The organism is Selenomonas sp. (assembly GCF_052169755.1).
GTDB lineage: Bacteria > Bacillota > Negativicutes > Selenomonadales > Selenomonadaceae > Selenomonas.
The window spans coordinates 1-14,398 of sequence record NZ_JBQNBV010000045.1 but is presented as its reverse complement, the minus strand read 5'-3'; the positions used below and the strand labels follow the sequence as shown (position 1 = coordinate 14,398).

The window sequence follows — 14,398 nt, the reverse complement described above, 5'->3', positions numbered from 1 at the left end:
AAACAGGCGTTTTGCAGATATGAATGATTGAAGGAGCGCAGTTCCTTTGATTCCGATATAAAAATTTGGAGAAAAGACGGGCAAACAGATGGCTGTAAAAAATATTTTGGATTCCATAGAAAATCTCGTTGTCGAGTCAAGGCGTATGCCTTTGATGAACAAGAGCCTCATTGACGAGACGGATCTCATCCACCTCGTTGACGAGCTGCGGCGTGAGCTGCCCTTGGAATTGCAGAAAGCGGAGAAGGTCATGCAGGAGCGTCAGGACATTCTCGACCGCGCGAACGACGAAGCGGCGGCGCTCATCGAAAAGGCGAAGAAGTATGCGGCAGAACTCGTCGATAAGAACGAGATCGTCATGCAGGCAGAGGAAAAAGCGAAGGCGATCATGCAGCAGACGAAGGAGCAGGAGCGTGAAATCATGGAAAAGACTATGGCGAACGCGAAGCAGCTCAGAGACGACGCCGACCTTTATGCGAACCAAGTCTTTGATCATCTGATCGGCAATCTCAGCAACGCGCTGCAGGTCGTGCAGCAGGCGAAAGACGATTTGAACCACGGTCCGAGGGGCTGAATGGGCGGACAAAGGCGCTGTACAGGACAGCGCCTTTTGTCTGTGCATCTTGGAAGCGGTTCTTTGGTTTTTTATGCGTGCGCGTCTTGCTGAGACGCCGCATACAGCGAGGTGAAAGTCGTGGAGCAAAAGGAACTGGGTTTCGCCGCTGTCGATACGGGACGCGAGAGACGGCAAGGCTTCGCTGAGGTCGTTTACGGCGCGGGCAAGACAGCGGAGCAGATCGCAGCGATTTTGAAGACCCTGCGTGCTGAGAGCGAGGGTAATATCATGGCGACGCGCGTCGATGGAAAAAAGGCTCGGACAGTGCTCGCCGTCCTGCCCGAGGCGCACTATGACGAGGTTGCACGCATCGTCTATGTCGAGCGCAAGGTGCGATGCGAGGATGCAGCGCACCGCATTCTCGTCGTCACGGCGGGTACGAGTGACATTCCTGTCGCTGAGGAAGCGGCGCTGACGGCGCGTCTCATGGGCAACGACGTCAAGACGCTCTACGACGTCGGCGTCGCGGGCATTCATCGTCTGCTGGCGCATAAGGATGAGCTTCTGGCGGCGAATGTCGTCATCGTCGTCGCCGGCATGGAGGGGGCGCTCGCAAGCGTCGTCGGCGGACTTGTCGCGCGGCCTGTCATCGCCGTGCCGACGAGCGTGGGCTACGGCGCGTCGTTCCAAGGCTTGACGGCGCTTCTCTCGATGCTCAATTCGTGCGCGACGGGTGTCGCCGTCGTGAACATCGACAACGGCTTTGGCGCGGGTGCGATGGCAAGCCGCATCAATCAGATGAGATAAAGAGGTGCAAGGATGAGAGCGATCTATTTGGACTGTTTTTCGGGACTCAGCGGCAACATGCTGCTCGGTGCGTTTCTCGCGGCGGGGATGCCCTTGGAAACTTTGGAAGCGGAGCTTCGCCGCCTGCCGATAGCGGACGAGTTTCATCTGAAGGTCAGCACGGTGAAAAAGAACGGCATTGCCGCGACGTATGTCGATGTCGAGCTTTTGCACGAAGAACATTGTCATGATCATGGACATGACGATGGTGACGCTCATGCGCATAGGCATGAGCGTCACCATCGCACGATGCGCGATGTGCGTGCGATCTTGGAGCGTTCGTCGCTTTCGCCGGATGTTAGGGATACGAGCCTGAAGATCTTCGGCGTTCTCGCGCAGGCGGAAGGCAAGGTGCACGGTATGCCGCCCGAGGATGTGCATTTCCACGAGGTCGGTGCGGTGGATTCCATCGTTGACATCGTCGGCATCGCGATCTGCCTTGATTATCTTGAAATCGAGAAAATTTTCGTATCCAAAGTGAATACGGGAAGCGGCACGGTGCGTACGCAGCATGGATTGATGATGGTGCCCGCGCCTGCGACGGCGGAGCTTCTGCGGCTCTTTCCGACGTATCATGAGGGTGCGGCGAAGGAGCTGACGACGCCGACGGGCGCCGCTGTCCTCGCCGCGCTCGCCGAGTTCTCCGAGTATGTGCCTGCCGATCTTCTGACGGAGTGCATCGCTTATGGTGCGGGCACATGGGATCTCGAACTGCCGAATGTCGTGCGGCTTTATATCGGCGATTACAAAGGCGGCGGCAAGCGCGATCTGTCGCTGATCGAAACGAATATCGACGATATGGATGCGCAGCTCTTCGGCTATGTGAGCGAACGTCTCTTTGCCATCGGTGCGCTCGATGTCTGGACGACGCCGATCTATATGAAGAAAAACCGTCCGGCGCATCAGTTGTCCGTCTTGGTGGCAAAGGAGCAAAAGGCGCAATGCCTGTCGCTTCTCTTTGCCGAAACGACGAGCATCGGCATGCGCGTGCTGCATGTCGATGAGCGCGTCGAAGCGACGCGTCACACCGCGCTCGTCGATACGCCGCACGGCAAGGTGCGCTGCAAGGTCAGCGCCTACGGCGGCAAGATCGTTTCGCTTTCGCCCGAGTACGACGATTGCCGCGAGATTGCCGTGCGCGAGGGGATTCCCTTGAAGCGCGTGCGTCAAGAAGCGCTCGATGATCTGCGCGAGCGGCTCGGCGAGTGATGGAGAAGGAAAAAGAAGCAAGGCTCTTCGCGCTCCTGCGCCCCTATGGCTCTGTGGCTGTCGCCCTGTCGGGCGGCGTCGACAGTGCCGTGCTGCTCATGGCAGCGGTGCGTGCGCTTGGCGCGGCGAAGGTCGCTGCCGTTACCGCTGTATCCGAACTCCTTGCCGATGCGGAGCGGGCGGATGCGAAACGCTGCGCCGAGCTTGCAGGTGTTCCTCTGACGCTTCTTCCGGCAGACGATCTCAGCTCGCCCGATGTCGTAAGAAACGACGAGCGCCGTTGTTACTACTGCAAGAAGCGTCGCTTTGAAATGCTTGTCCTTTGGGCGAAGGAGCGCGGCTTTCCATGTGTTCTCGACGGCACGAACGCCGACGATGCAGACGACTATCGCCCGGGACTTGCCGCGATGGAAGAGCTTGCGCCCTTCGTCGTCTCGCCGCTCGCAAAAGCGCAGTGGACGAAGCGCGATATACGCGAGGCGGCAAAGACATGGGGCATTCCCGTGTGGTCAAAGCCCAGCGCTGCTTGTCTCGCTTCGCGCATCGAGTACGGCGTCGCATTGACGAAGGAACGTCTGCAGGCCGTTGAAACCGCAGAAAACGCTCTGCGCCGCTTCATCTGCGGTCAGCTCCGCGTGCGCCATCACGGCAAACTTGCACGCATCGAAATCGAGCTGGCGGAGTTCGATGTTTTTTTGCAGCATCGAGCAGAGATCGAAGCTGCTGTGCGTGCGGCAGGCTTCAACTATGTGACGCTCGACCTTCGTGGCTATCGCATGGGCAGTCAGAATGAAAGCCTTGCATTTTCTTGACAAATAAATTTCGCCTTGCTATAATACCTTGAGGTCGATGCAGAATGATGATGGTTTGTATTGCTGATGCAAACGCCGCGATAGGCAGGGGCGTTTCTTTTTCGTTTGTCACGACAGCGGAAGAATTGGATGCCGTGCCGGAGAATTGCCGCATAGACGGACCGGTTGAGGTCGAATGCGAGATTCTTGCCACGGGCGCGTCCTATCGACTCACAGGCTGCGTGCGCTGCGAAAGAATGTTTGTCTGTGATCGGTGCCTTGCGTGCGTATCTTCTCGTGAGAGCTATGCGTTTGCTGAAGAAGTCCGACGAACGGACGACGAAAGCGGTCTTTCTATCGTTGACGACAAGATAGACATTTCGCCGTTGATTCGGGATACACTTCTTGCTGCTCAGCCCATTCACAATGTTTGTCGGCCGGATTGCCTTGGGCTTTGCCCGAAATGCGGTGCGAACCTCAATGAGGGCGAGTGCGGCTGTGACCGCATGGTTCCCGATCCAAGGCTGGCGGCTTTGGAGCAGCTTTTGAAGAAGTAGAAGAATGTTGCACATACTAAGGAGGTGTTTCCCGAATGGCAGTACCTAAGCGTAAAATGTCAAAGGCTCGCCGTGATTCGCGTCGCGCGAATTGGAAGCTTACGGCTCCCGGCTTCGTTTCGTGCCCGCAATGTCATGAGCCGAAGATGCCCCATCGTGTTTGCCCCGAGTGCGGTTACTACGATGGCAGAGAAGTCGTTGCTGCGGACGAGTAAGAAATTTGGGGTGAGCAGGATATAAGCGATTATGTCCTGCTCATTCTTTTTTGCATTCCTAAAAGGAATTATCGCAAAGACAGCGAAGATACTAGAGTGAGGCATGTGTCTGAGGAGGAAAGATCGTTCGTGAAGATTGCAGTGGATGCCATGGGCGGGGACTATGCGCCGAAAGAGATCGTTTTTGGCGCAGTTCGGGCTGCGAAGAAATATGGCTGTGAGATCGTTCTCGTCGGTGACGAGGAGAAGATCATGCAGATTCTCGCCAGGGAAGAAGGCTGGCGGAGCTTAGGCATCTCCGTGCTGCACGCGAGTGAGGTCGTTGAGATGGGAGAGCATCCCGTCACCGCTGTGCGGCAGAAGAAGGATTCATCCGTCGTCGTCGCGACGCGCCTCGTCAAGGATGGCTCTTGCGACGCTGTCCTTTCCGCCGGCTCGACGGGCGGCGCGGTAGCGGCGGCGCAGTTCATCCTCGGGCGCATCGCAGGCGCGGACCGTCCGACGATTGCGACGCCGATGCCGACGCCGAAGGGTGTGACGCTGCTCCTTGATTCGGGGGCGAATGTCGACAGCAAGCCCAAGCACCTCGTGCAGGGGGCGATCATGGGATCGCTCTATGCCGAGCATGTCTTTGGCATAGAGAAGCCGCGCGTCGGGTTATTGAACATCGGCGAAGAAGAAACGAAAGGCAACGAGCAGGCGCAGGCGACATATCCGCTTCTAAAAGCCATGACGACGGTGAATTTTCGCGGCAATGCGGAAGGGCGCGACATACCCAAAGGGAATTTCGATGTCGTTGTTTGTGATGGATTTGTCGGCAATGTTGTGCTAAAATTTGCAGAGGGACTTGCAAAGACGCTTGTGCGTCTGGCGAAGGATGCCGTGAAGAACGGCGGGCTGCTTGCAAAGATCGGCGCGTTTCTCTTGCTGCCGGCGCTGAAAAAGCTTGGCAAGACGATCGACGTGTCAGAGTACGGCGGCGCACCGCTCTTGGGTGTGCGCGGCTGCTGCCTCATCGCGCACGGCTCGTCGAATGCGAAGTCGATTGCGAGTGCTATACGCGTCGCCAAGGACTATGTGGAAAGTGACGTCCTCACGCATATCAAAGAAAATCTGGCCCGCGAAGCGGCTTTGGACGACGGCGGGAAACGCCGTGCGGCGGATACAGGGGAGTCTGCCGCAGAAGCCGTTCGATCATGAGATGGGTGTATAGGAGGATAAGGGATGTTTGAAGAAAATCGTATTTGTCAGCTGCTGCGGATAAAGTATCCAATCTTCCAGGGGGGCATGGCTTGGATTGGCACGGCAGAGCTTGCTTCTGCCGTCTCGAATGCCGGAGGCCTTGGCATCATCGGCGCGGGTCACATGCCGCCGGATGTTCTGCGTGCGGAGATCCAAAAGTGCAAGGGTTGGACGGAGAGGCCGTTCGGCGTCAACATCATGCTCATGTCGCCCTTCGTCAAGGAGGTCATGCAGGTCGTCGTAGACGAGCGCGTGCCTGTCGTGACGACAGGTGCAGGAAATCCCGGCGAGTACATCCCGGCGCTCAAGGAGATCGGCAGCAAGGTCATTCCGGTCGTCGCTTCTGTTGCCCTTGCCAAGCGTCTCGTCAGAACGGGCGTTGACGCGCTGATTGCCGAGGGTACGGAGTCGGGCGGTCACGTCGGTGAGATCACGACGATGGCGCTTGTGCCGCAGGTCGTTGATGCCGTCGATGTGCCTGTCATCGCAGCGGGCGGCATCGGTGATGCGCGCGGCATGGCGGCGGCGTTCGCCCTCGGCGCGTGGGGCGTGCAGATGGGCACGCGCTTCGTGCTGTCGAAGGAGTGTATCGCGCACGAAAACTACAAGAAATTCGTCTTGAAAGCGCGTGATAGATCGACGGTCGTCACGGGCCGCTCGACGGGGCATCCCGTGCGCGTCCTTGCGAACAAGCTCACGCGTGAGTTTGAGGAGATGGAGCGAAGCGGCGCCTCGACGGAAGAGCTTGACAAGCTCGGCGCGGGCAAGCTCAACCTCGCGACGCACAAGGGCGACGTTGAAAACGGCTCCGTGATGATCGGGCAGATCTCGGGTATGCTCGACGATATCCTGCCCGTCGCAGATATCATACATAACATTGTGGAGGGGCTGCCCGGCGCCGTCGGCGGCGCTGAGGCGCATTGCAAATAAAAGCAAAGAAGAGGTGTTCACGCTAAGGAAGTGTTGCTAAAATGAAGTCGCCCAGATTTGCGCAGATGCGTGAAGTATGGGTGGCTGAATGTATCAGCTATTCCTAAATGAAAGAGAGGTCGGTTCGATGAACAAGCTCGCATTCGTATTCCCGGGGCAGGGCGCCCAGCAGGTTGGCATGGGCAAGGATTTTTACGAGAAGTATGATGTGGCGAAGAAGCTGTTTCGTGAGGCGGACGAGGCGCTCGGCTATTCCATCATGGACATGTGCTTCAATGGACCGGAAGGAGATCTGCGCCTGACGGCGAACACGCAGCCGGCGATCCTCACCGTCAGCGTGATTGCAAACGAGATTCTCAAAGAGCATGGGATCCAGCCCGAGATCACGGGAGGTCACAGTCTCGGCGAATACTCGGCGCTCGTCGCTGCCGATGTGCTCGACTTCTCTGACGCCGTGCTCCTCGTCCATAAACGCGGCGCTTTCATGCAGGAAGCCGTTCCGGTCGGTGAAGGCGGCATGGCGGCAATTATGGGACTCGACCGCGAAAAAATCGTCGAGGTCTGCGAGAAGGTTTCGGCGGAGGTCGGAGCCGTACAGGCGGTCAACTTCAACTGCCCGGGACAGATCGTCATCGCAGGTACGATGGCGGGCGTCGAGAAGGCGGCGGCTCTCATGGGGGAGACGGGCGCGAAGAAGAGCGTGATCCTGCCCGTCAGTGCGCCATTTCACAGCACATTGATGGAGCCGGCGGCAAAAAAGCTCGCCGCAGAACTCGACAAGGTCGAGATTCGTGATGCGAAAATCCCTGTCGTTGCGAATGTGTCGGCAGAGATCGTGACGAAAGCGGCTGATATCAAGGAAAGCCTTGTCAAGCAGGCGGCGAGTCCCGTGAAGTGGGAAGACTGCGTTGAGAAGATGAAGGCGTTCGGTGCGGACGTATTCGTTGAGGCAGGACCGGGCAAGACGCTTTGCGGCTTTAATAAGCGCATTGACCGTAAGCTCATGAGCATGAACGTCGAAAATCTGGAAACTTTGCAAAAAACGCTTGACTATTTTAAGGAGGTTCGTTAATATGCTTTTAGACGGCAAGACGGCACTGGTGACGGGTGCTTCGCGCGGCATTGGCCGCGCCATCGCTCTGCGCCTTGCAGAGGAGGGGGCGCAGGTCGCTGTCAACTATGCGGGAAATGTCAAAGCCGCCGAAGAGGTAAAGTCTGTCATTGAGGCGGCGGGCGGCAAGGCGATGCTTTGTCAGGCGGATGTCGCAGACAGCAAAGCCGTCGATGCGATGGTGGAAAGCGTCGTTAAGGAATTCGGCACGATTGACATTCTTGTGAACAACGCAGGCATTACGCGCGACACCCTGCTCATGCGGATGAAGGATGAAGACTTTGACAAGGTCTTGGATACGAATCTCAAGGGTGTATACTATTGTACGAAGGTCGTATCGAAACTCATGATGAAGAAGCGCACGGGGCGCATCGTCAATATGGCATCTGTCGTTGGGCTTGTGGGAAATGTTGGACAGACGAACTATGCGGCGGCGAAAGCAGGCGTCATCGGTTTTTCTAAGGCGGCGGCGCGTGAGATGGCATCGCGCGGCGTCACAGTCAACGTCGTTGCGCCGGGATCGATTGATACGGATATGACGGCTGTTCTGCCGGAAAAAGTGAAGGAAAAGATCATCGCCGACATCCCGCTCGGCAAGATGGGTGAGCCGAAAGATATTGCAAACGCCGTCCTTTTCCTCGTATCAGATCAAGCGTCCTATATCACAGGTCAGGTTGTCAATGTAGACGGCGGTTTGGTCATGTGATATAAATTATAGAGGGAAACATTGAAAAAGACAGTGAGTCCCAAGAAGTGACACCGGAGGGAGGTGAATTGTAGTGGCGACTTTTGATAAAGTGAAAGATATCGTTGTGGAGCAGCTCGGCGTTGAAGCGGATGAGGTTTCCATCGATTCTACTTTTATTGACGATCTGGGAGCGGACTCCTTGGATATCGTTGAGCTCATCATGGCATTTGAAGAGGAATTCGGTATCGAGATTCCGGACGAAGCAGCGGAAAAGATCAAGACCGTTCAGGATGTCGTAACTTACATTGACCAGCACAAAGAAGACGAGGGCAAGTAAATTTCTAGGCTCGTCTTACCATTCCTGAAGAAAATCCCGTGAAGTTTCTTCACGGGATTTTCTTAAGAGGAAGAAATTTCCAAGGGAAACTGATGTATTAGATCTTCCCTCGATTGGAGGAGTGAAGTTGAAGCTTCCAGAGCTGAAAATTGGCGAAAAGATAGCAAAGATCCCCATCATTCAAGGTGGAATGGCCATTCGCCTATCGACGGCAAAGCTGGCTGCTGCGGTGGCCAGTCAGGGGGGCGTCGGCCTCATCGCCGCATCGGGATTGAACGATGATGAACTGCGTTATGAGATACGCTTGGCTCGTTCGTTGACAAAGGGCATCATCGGCATCAACATTATGGTAGCGGCGAGGGAATTCAGCCGAGTTGTAAAGACGGCGATCAGTGAGGGCATCGATCTCGTTGTGGCGGGTGCGGGCTTTTCACGCGATATGTTCGGCTTGGGCAAGGAATCGGGGACGCCGATCGTACCCATTGTCTCCTCTGTTAAACTTGCGAAAATTTCACAGCGTCTTGGCGCCTCGGCGATCGTCGTCGAGGGCAAGGAAGCCGGCGGACATCTCGGCACAGACACTTCCGTGCGAGAGCTGATTCCCGATATCCGCAAGGCAGTGGACATCCCCGTCGTGGCGGCGGGCGGCGTTCTCACGGGTCAGGACATGGTTGATCTCATAAAGATGGGCGCCAACGGCGTGCAGATGGGCTCGCGCTTCGCTGCGAGTGAGGAGTCGAATGCAGCTCCCGCTTTGAAGGAGTTTTATTTGAAGGCGCAGCCCGAGGACATCGTTCTCATTCACAGCCCCGTGGGTTTGCCGGGGCGTGCCGTTCGAAATCCTTTCGCCGAGCGCATCATGAAAGGCAACGTACCGCCCAAACAATGCGACAACTGTCTCAAGGAATGTGCGCACAACTTCTGTATCATTCGTGCGCTCATTCGTGCCGAACAGGGCGATGTAGAGACGGGGCTTGTTTTTTCAGGCGAGTACATTTCCCGCATCAAAGAAATCCTTTCGGTCAAGGAAATTTTCCGCCGATTGACCGCTGAAGTTGCGGCAATCAGTTAAATCTCCTGAGACAGAGGAAGAAGATTCAAATGTTTCATAGGAAAGACAGAGTGAGGTGTCTAGCTTGAGCAATCGTGTAGTCATAACGGGTCTGGGCGCGATTACGCCGATCGGCATTGGCAAAGAGGCGTTTTGGGAAGCGCTTCTTGCCGGAAAAAACGGCATTGGCAAGATCACGCATTTCGACGCATCCGGCTGCAACGCGCAGATCGCAGGCGAAGTCAAGGATTTTGAACCGGGCGCGTACATCGACAAGAAGGAAGCAAAGCGCATGGATCGCTATACGCAGTTCGCCGTCGCAGCGGCGAAGCTTGCCATCGAGGATGCGAAGCTCGACCTTGAAAAAGAGGATAGGGAGCGTATCGGTACGTTCATTGGCGCCGGCATCGGCGGCATCGAAACGATGCACAGCCAGTACGAAAAGCTTTTCGACAAAGGACCGTCGAAGATCAGTCCGTTTTTTATCCCGATGATGATTGCGAATATGGCAGCGGGACAAGTCGCCATCACCTACGGTCTGCACGGACCGTCCGCGTGCATTGTGACGGCTTGTGCGACAGGTACGGACTGCATCGGTCACGCTTTTCGCGCCATCGAAATCGGCAAGGCGGACGTCGCTGTTGCCGGCGGCACGGAAGCGAGCATCTCGGAGGCAGCCGTTGCAGGATTCTGCGCGATGAAAGCTCTTTGCGCCGACCACAACGACGATCCGACGCACGCTTCGCGCCCCTTTGATAAGAACCGCAGCGGCTTCGTCATGGGGGAAGGCTCGGGTATCGTTGTATTGGAAAGCCTTGCACATGCCGAGAAGCGCGGTGCGCACATCTACGCCGAGCTTGTCGGCTACGGTGCGAATGCCGACGCCTATCATGTCACAAGCCCTGCGCCGCATGGGGAATATCAGGCGAAGTGCATGGCGCGCGCGATCGAGGATGCAGGACTTACGCCCGCTGACATCGACTATGTAAACGCACACGGCACATCGACGCACATGAACGACAAAGGTGAGACGGAGGCGATCAAGACGACATTCGGCGCGGCGGCGAAGGATATATCCGTCAGCTCCATCAAATCCATGACGGGTCATCTCCTCGGCGCCGCCGGAGGCGTCGAATGCATCGCTACGGCGCTTGCTGTTGAAAACGACATGTTGCCGCCGACGATCAACTACGAAACTCCCGATGAAGGGCTGGATCTTGACTATGTGCCGAACAAGGCAAAGGAGAAAAAAGTACGCGCTGCGATCTCCAACTCCTTTGGTTTCGGAGGACATAATGCCTGCCTCGTATTGAAGAAGTTCCGAGCATGAAAAAGGCGTCGGAAGTTTTGTCAAATAAGCGTCAGGAGGCTCTCTTGGCGCTCTCTGCGCATCTTGGCATTGAGTTTCAGGACATCGTGCTGCTGCATGAAGCGCTCACGCATACTTCCTACGCAAACGAGGCGAAGAACAAAGGCGTGGTGCACAACGAGCGCTTGGAGTTCTTGGGGGATGCGGTTCTGGAATTGGCGACGAGCACATATCTCTTCGAGCGATTTCCCAAGCGTCCGGAAGGTGAACTGACGAAGGCGCGCGCTTCCATCGTTCGCGAAGCGACGCTCTCGCGGCGTGCGGCAGAACTCAAGCTCGGCGAGTATCTGCTGCTCGGTCATGGAGAAGCGTCGATGGGCGGCGGGCATCGTCCGTCCATGCTCGCTGACGCCTTTGAAGCCGTCATCGGCGCGATCTACCTCGACCGCGGCTGGCAGACGGCGTATGAATATGTTTTGAAGCAGCTGCATGATGAGCTTCTAACCATCGACAGCGGCGAGAATATGAAGGACTACAAAACGACCTTGCAGGAAGTCGTGCAAAAGCACGTTGATCGTAAGATCGCCTACGAGCTTTTGACCGAAACGGGTCCCGATCACGACAAGACCTTCGAATTTGCCGTGCGCATCAACGATGCGGTCTACGGCACAGGCAAGGGCCGCAACAAGAAGGAAGCTGAACAGGGAGCGGCGCGAGAAGCGCTGCGCAAGATGAAGAAGCTTTGAAAAGTCCATAAATATCTGAAGGAAGAGGCTGTGCATAGGTCTGGAAAGACCTGTGTGCAGCCTCGTTTGTTTTGCGCTGTGGATACATCCTACGCCTGCGGGGATTTCTATGTTGCATAAATATCGTTTATACAAGATGGAAATGGAGAGCTTGAAAATATCGAAAAAAACTGGATAGGATATATTTTTGATTGTCACGATACAATTTGAAATAATGCATATTTTATTGAAGGGTGCTCGCGTATTTTATGAAAAATCGGTTTGTTTTCTATAAGGAAAAAGAAAAATATTCTCGAAAGAAGCATAAAAAGATATTGACAATCCTTATCCTCAATGCTAAAATACAGAGCATATCATTAATGTTATTTATAATGATGAATGGCGTTCAAGGATGTACGCCGTTCAACTTTGCGAATGGAGGCAATGGAATGAGAATGGGGAACAGGCTGAGAAAGCGCAGGTATGCGGCACTTGGTGCAGCGATGTGGATGCTTTGGGGATCTTCAGCGCTTTGTGCAGCGGGGGGGGACAATGGTTCTTCTTCAGAACGTGTGACGACGGACGCCGTCAATGTCGAGGCGAACTATGAGAAGGAACTTCTCAAGGAGGAGCCGGAGACGAAGACCATTATCACGCGAGAGGATCTTGACCGCAAGGGCGCGCGCACGCTCTCCGACGCACTGGCTGCCGAAGAGAGCATCCAGATGGGCACGGACAACATGGGGCGCAAGACGATCTCTATTCGTGGCGCGGAGGCTCGCCACACGCTGATTCTTATCGACGGCAGGAGGCTTGCGGGCGGTCTTAGCAAGTATTACGGCGCGACGGACGAGGCGAACCGTCTCGGCGTCGACAACATCGACCACATCGAGGTCATCCGAGGCTCGGGCACGGCACGCTTTGGCGCGGATGCCATTGGCGGCGTCATCAATATCGTTACGAAGATGCCGCATAAAATGGGCGGCACCCTGACGACGGAAGGCTCGTGGATCGGTGAGGGCGGCAGTCAGTACAACCACAGTGTAAATTTTGCAACGGGAGAAATCGGTAAGGGCATTTATATGGACTTCTCCCTCGGCAGGAACAAGACGGCGCCGTTCCTCTACGACAATGATGGAACGTCGATGCAGTACTATGGCGAACGAACACCGATGAGCGGGCGCGTGGAGTTTACGATTGGCAAGGGGGAGACTCTCACACTCGCTGCAGATCGTCAGACGGAGGATCTGCAGAAGGATACGACCCTTGGAGCGTTCCGTGATGGAAAAGGGATAGCCATGATAGCATCAGAAGATGCGTGGCGCAACAACTTCAGCATTGACTGGAAGAAGCAGACAAGCCTCGCGGACTACCGTGTGCGCTTCTATCAAACCGAACATGACTCTGACGTAAATTATCATGTTTTCGGCAAAGGAGTACCTTATCGTCATTTCTATTTCGATAATTTCAATCGCAAGGACAATGTCTTGGAGGCATCGGTCGGATTGATGCCGCATGACAAACACTATGTAACCGTCGGTGCGGATTATCATGATGAAAGCGGCAAAGGTACACGTATCTCTGTGCCGGGGCAGATACCGCAGCATGAGACGCGCATATATACTTTCCCCAATCCCTCAGATCCTTCTCATCCGAACAAGCGATCCTCTACCGGTGAGATCTATGAAACTTCGTTGAATTACTACAGCACCTACGCGATGGATAGTTGGCAGGTCGGGAAGAATCTTCTTGTTGTTCCATCCTTGCGCTATACGAATCACAGTCATTTCGGCGTGAATCTCTCTCCGTCCATCGGTGCGACGTATAAGGTGAGTTCCAATTTGCGTGTTAAGGCGAATATCGGCACGAGTTTTGCCACAGGAGGCATTGCCGAGCTTTATCATGACTGGGAAATGTACGAGCCTTCGCTCAATGCGACACCGCCGATCCGCAATGGCTGGTTTTTTCAAGGAAATCCTGAATTGAAGCCTGAAAAGGCACTCAATATGGATGTCTCCGTGGAGAAAGATTTCGACAAGAAGACGCATGCGAAGCTCACCTTGTTCCGCAATGATTTTGATGACTATATGCAGATTGTCTATGCGGGAGAAAAAGAGACGAAGAATATTAAAGGACGTACATACTATGATACGCATATACGTTATCCGGATCCTTGGGGAGGGCCGAGCTATCAAGAGCTCGTGGATTCATTAAACGCTGCATCGAATTGGAATGATGTCTGGAACAATGTCGTTGGCGATTCGGATTATGCAAAAGGGATCCCTGCTATGGATGACGTCTATACGTACAAGAATATTTCTAAGGCGCGCACACAGGGCATTGAGCTTGAAGCAACGCGAGAAATTTCAAGAGCCTTCAACGTCAAATTGGGTTACACGCTCCTCGATGCCGAAGACCGCAATACGAATAAGCGTCTCGAAGGTCGTGCGCGTCATATGCTCAATCTCACGCTAAACTATAACGACCGCAAAAATGGCTGGCGTGCGACTTTCTGGGGGGATTATGCTTGGAAATACCTCGATATTCGCGATCGTGTCTTTACAGGACGCATTATTGGCACCGATGGAGCTGAGACGTTGGAACAAACCGAGTTCACAAATCCGAACACCGGTGAAGTGTATCACTTGTTTAAGAGTCAAGCGGACGCAGAAAATTATATGAAGGGTGACATTCAGCACAATTACACACGTGAAAAAGTTGCCCGCGAGAAAAACTACGGCGTTTGGAATCTGATGCTTGAAAAAGACGTCACGAAGAACGCGACGGTCTATGCGGGCATCACGAATGTATTTGATGCTTACGATCCGTAC

General features: G+C 54.9%; 15 protein-coding genes. All 15 read left to right on the top strand.

Features of this window, described 5'->3' with window-relative positions; genetic code table 11:
* The first annotated feature begins 88 nt into the window (after nt 1-88).
* On the top strand, nt 89-574 hold the full coding sequence (locus tag ACTTKG_RS04855; RefSeq protein WP_442673125.1) for an ATPase: 486 nt from the start codon (nt 89-91) through the stop codon (nt 572-574).
* A 120-nt stretch (nt 575-694) separates the two neighbouring features.
* A complete protein-coding gene (gene larB / locus ACTTKG_RS04850) occupies nt 695-1,363 on the top strand; it encodes a nickel pincer cofactor biosynthesis protein LarB (RefSeq protein WP_442673124.1) in 669 nt (222 codons plus the stop codon).
* A gap of 12 nt (nt 1,364-1,375) precedes the next feature.
* Nucleotides 1,376-2,611 carry a nickel pincer cofactor biosynthesis protein LarC gene (larC, locus tag ACTTKG_RS04845; RefSeq protein WP_442673123.1) on the top strand — a complete coding sequence of 412 codons (1,236 nt, stop codon included), beginning with the start codon at nt 1,376-1,378 and terminating at the stop codon, nt 2,609-2,611.
* Entirely contained in the window at nt 2,611-3,423 is an 813-nt protein-coding gene (larE, locus tag ACTTKG_RS04840; protein WP_442673126.1) for an ATP-dependent sacrificial sulfur transferase LarE, read from the top strand. The genes larC and larE overlap by 1 nt, the downstream gene beginning before the upstream one ends.
* 44 nt (nt 3,424-3,467) lie before the next feature.
* The gene (locus ACTTKG_RS04835; RefSeq protein ID WP_442673122.1) at nt 3,468-3,959 is read left to right on the top strand and encodes a YceD family protein; all 492 of its coding nucleotides are present in this window, start codon (nt 3,468-3,470) and stop codon (nt 3,957-3,959) included.
* A gap of 35 nt (nt 3,960-3,994) precedes the next feature.
* Nucleotides 3,995-4,174, top strand: coding sequence for a 50S ribosomal protein L32 (gene rpmF, locus ACTTKG_RS04830; RefSeq protein WP_009644988.1), 180 nt, complete (start codon nt 3,995-3,997; stop codon nt 4,172-4,174).
* A gap of 129 nt (nt 4,175-4,303) precedes the next feature.
* Nucleotides 4,304-5,374 (top strand): phosphate acyltransferase PlsX, encoded by a 1,071-nt coding sequence (plsX, locus tag ACTTKG_RS04825; RefSeq protein ID WP_442673121.1) that lies wholly within the window; start codon nt 4,304-4,306, stop codon nt 5,372-5,374.
* 24 nt (nt 5,375-5,398) lie between these two features.
* Nucleotides 5,399-6,346 (top strand): enoyl-[acyl-carrier-protein] reductase FabK, encoded by a 948-nt coding sequence (gene fabK, locus ACTTKG_RS04820; RefSeq protein ID WP_442673120.1) that lies wholly within the window; start codon nt 5,399-5,401, stop codon nt 6,344-6,346.
* Nucleotides 6,347-6,473: 127 nt separating this feature from the next.
* A complete protein-coding gene (gene fabD / locus ACTTKG_RS04815; protein WP_442673119.1) occupies nt 6,474-7,418 on the top strand; it encodes an ACP S-malonyltransferase in 945 nt (314 codons plus the stop codon).
* A 1-nt stretch (nt 7,419) separates the two neighbouring features.
* Nucleotides 7,420-8,163, top strand: coding sequence for a 3-oxoacyl-[acyl-carrier-protein] reductase (fabG, locus tag ACTTKG_RS04810; RefSeq protein ID WP_442673118.1), 744 nt, complete (start codon nt 7,420-7,422; stop codon nt 8,161-8,163).
* A gap of 73 nt (nt 8,164-8,236) precedes the next feature.
* On the top strand, nt 8,237-8,482 hold the full coding sequence (locus ACTTKG_RS04805; RefSeq protein ID WP_006191257.1) for an acyl carrier protein: 246 nt from the start codon (nt 8,237-8,239) through the stop codon (nt 8,480-8,482).
* Between the two features lie 127 nt (nt 8,483-8,609).
* Nucleotides 8,610-9,554 carry an NAD(P)H-dependent flavin oxidoreductase gene (locus ACTTKG_RS04800; protein WP_442673117.1) on the top strand — a complete coding sequence of 315 codons (945 nt, stop codon included), beginning with the start codon at nt 8,610-8,612 and terminating at the stop codon, nt 9,552-9,554.
* Nucleotides 9,555-9,618: 64 nt separating this feature from the next.
* Nucleotides 9,619-10,863 (top strand): beta-ketoacyl-ACP synthase II, encoded by a 1,245-nt coding sequence (fabF, locus tag ACTTKG_RS04795; RefSeq protein ID WP_442673116.1) that lies wholly within the window; start codon nt 9,619-9,621, stop codon nt 10,861-10,863.
* Nucleotides 10,860-11,588 carry a ribonuclease III gene (gene rnc / locus ACTTKG_RS04790; RefSeq protein ID WP_442673115.1) on the top strand — a complete coding sequence of 243 codons (729 nt, stop codon included), beginning with the start codon at nt 10,860-10,862 and terminating at the stop codon, nt 11,586-11,588. The genes fabF and rnc overlap by 4 nt, the downstream gene beginning before the upstream one ends.
* A gap of 428 nt (nt 11,589-12,016) precedes the next feature.
* The coding region (locus ACTTKG_RS04785) for a TonB-dependent receptor plug domain-containing protein (protein ID WP_442673114.1) at nt 12,017-14,398 on the top strand (2,382 nt) is incomplete at its 3' end.

Excerpts from the sequence above, each read along its gene's own strand:
- ACTTKG_RS04835 (WP_442673122.1), top strand. The coding sequence starts at position 3,468 with ATGATGATGGTTTGTATTGCTGATGCAAACGCCGCGATAGGCAGGGGC.
- fabD (WP_442673119.1), top strand. The coding sequence starts at position 6,474 with ATGAACAAGCTCGCATTCGTATTCCCGGGGCAGGGCGCCCAGCAGGTT.
- ACTTKG_RS04855 (WP_442673125.1), top strand. The coding sequence starts at position 89 with ATGGCTGTAAAAAATATTTTGGATTCCATAGAAAATCTCGTTGTCGAG.
- larC (WP_442673123.1), top strand. The coding sequence starts at position 1,376 with ATGAGAGCGATCTATTTGGACTGTTTTTCGGGACTCAGCGGCAACATG.
- rnc (WP_442673115.1), top strand. The coding sequence starts at position 10,860 with ATGAAAAAGGCGTCGGAAGTTTTGTCAAATAAGCGTCAGGAGGCTCTC.
- fabG (WP_442673118.1), top strand. The coding sequence starts at position 7,420 with ATGCTTTTAGACGGCAAGACGGCACTGGTGACGGGTGCTTCGCGCGGC.
- rpmF (WP_009644988.1), top strand. The coding sequence starts at position 3,995 with ATGGCAGTACCTAAGCGTAAAATGTCAAAGGCTCGCCGTGATTCGCGT.
- larE (WP_442673126.1), top strand. The coding sequence starts at position 2,611 with ATGGAGAAGGAAAAAGAAGCAAGGCTCTTCGCGCTCCTGCGCCCCTAT.
- fabK (WP_442673120.1), top strand. The coding sequence starts at position 5,399 with ATGTTTGAAGAAAATCGTATTTGTCAGCTGCTGCGGATAAAGTATCCA.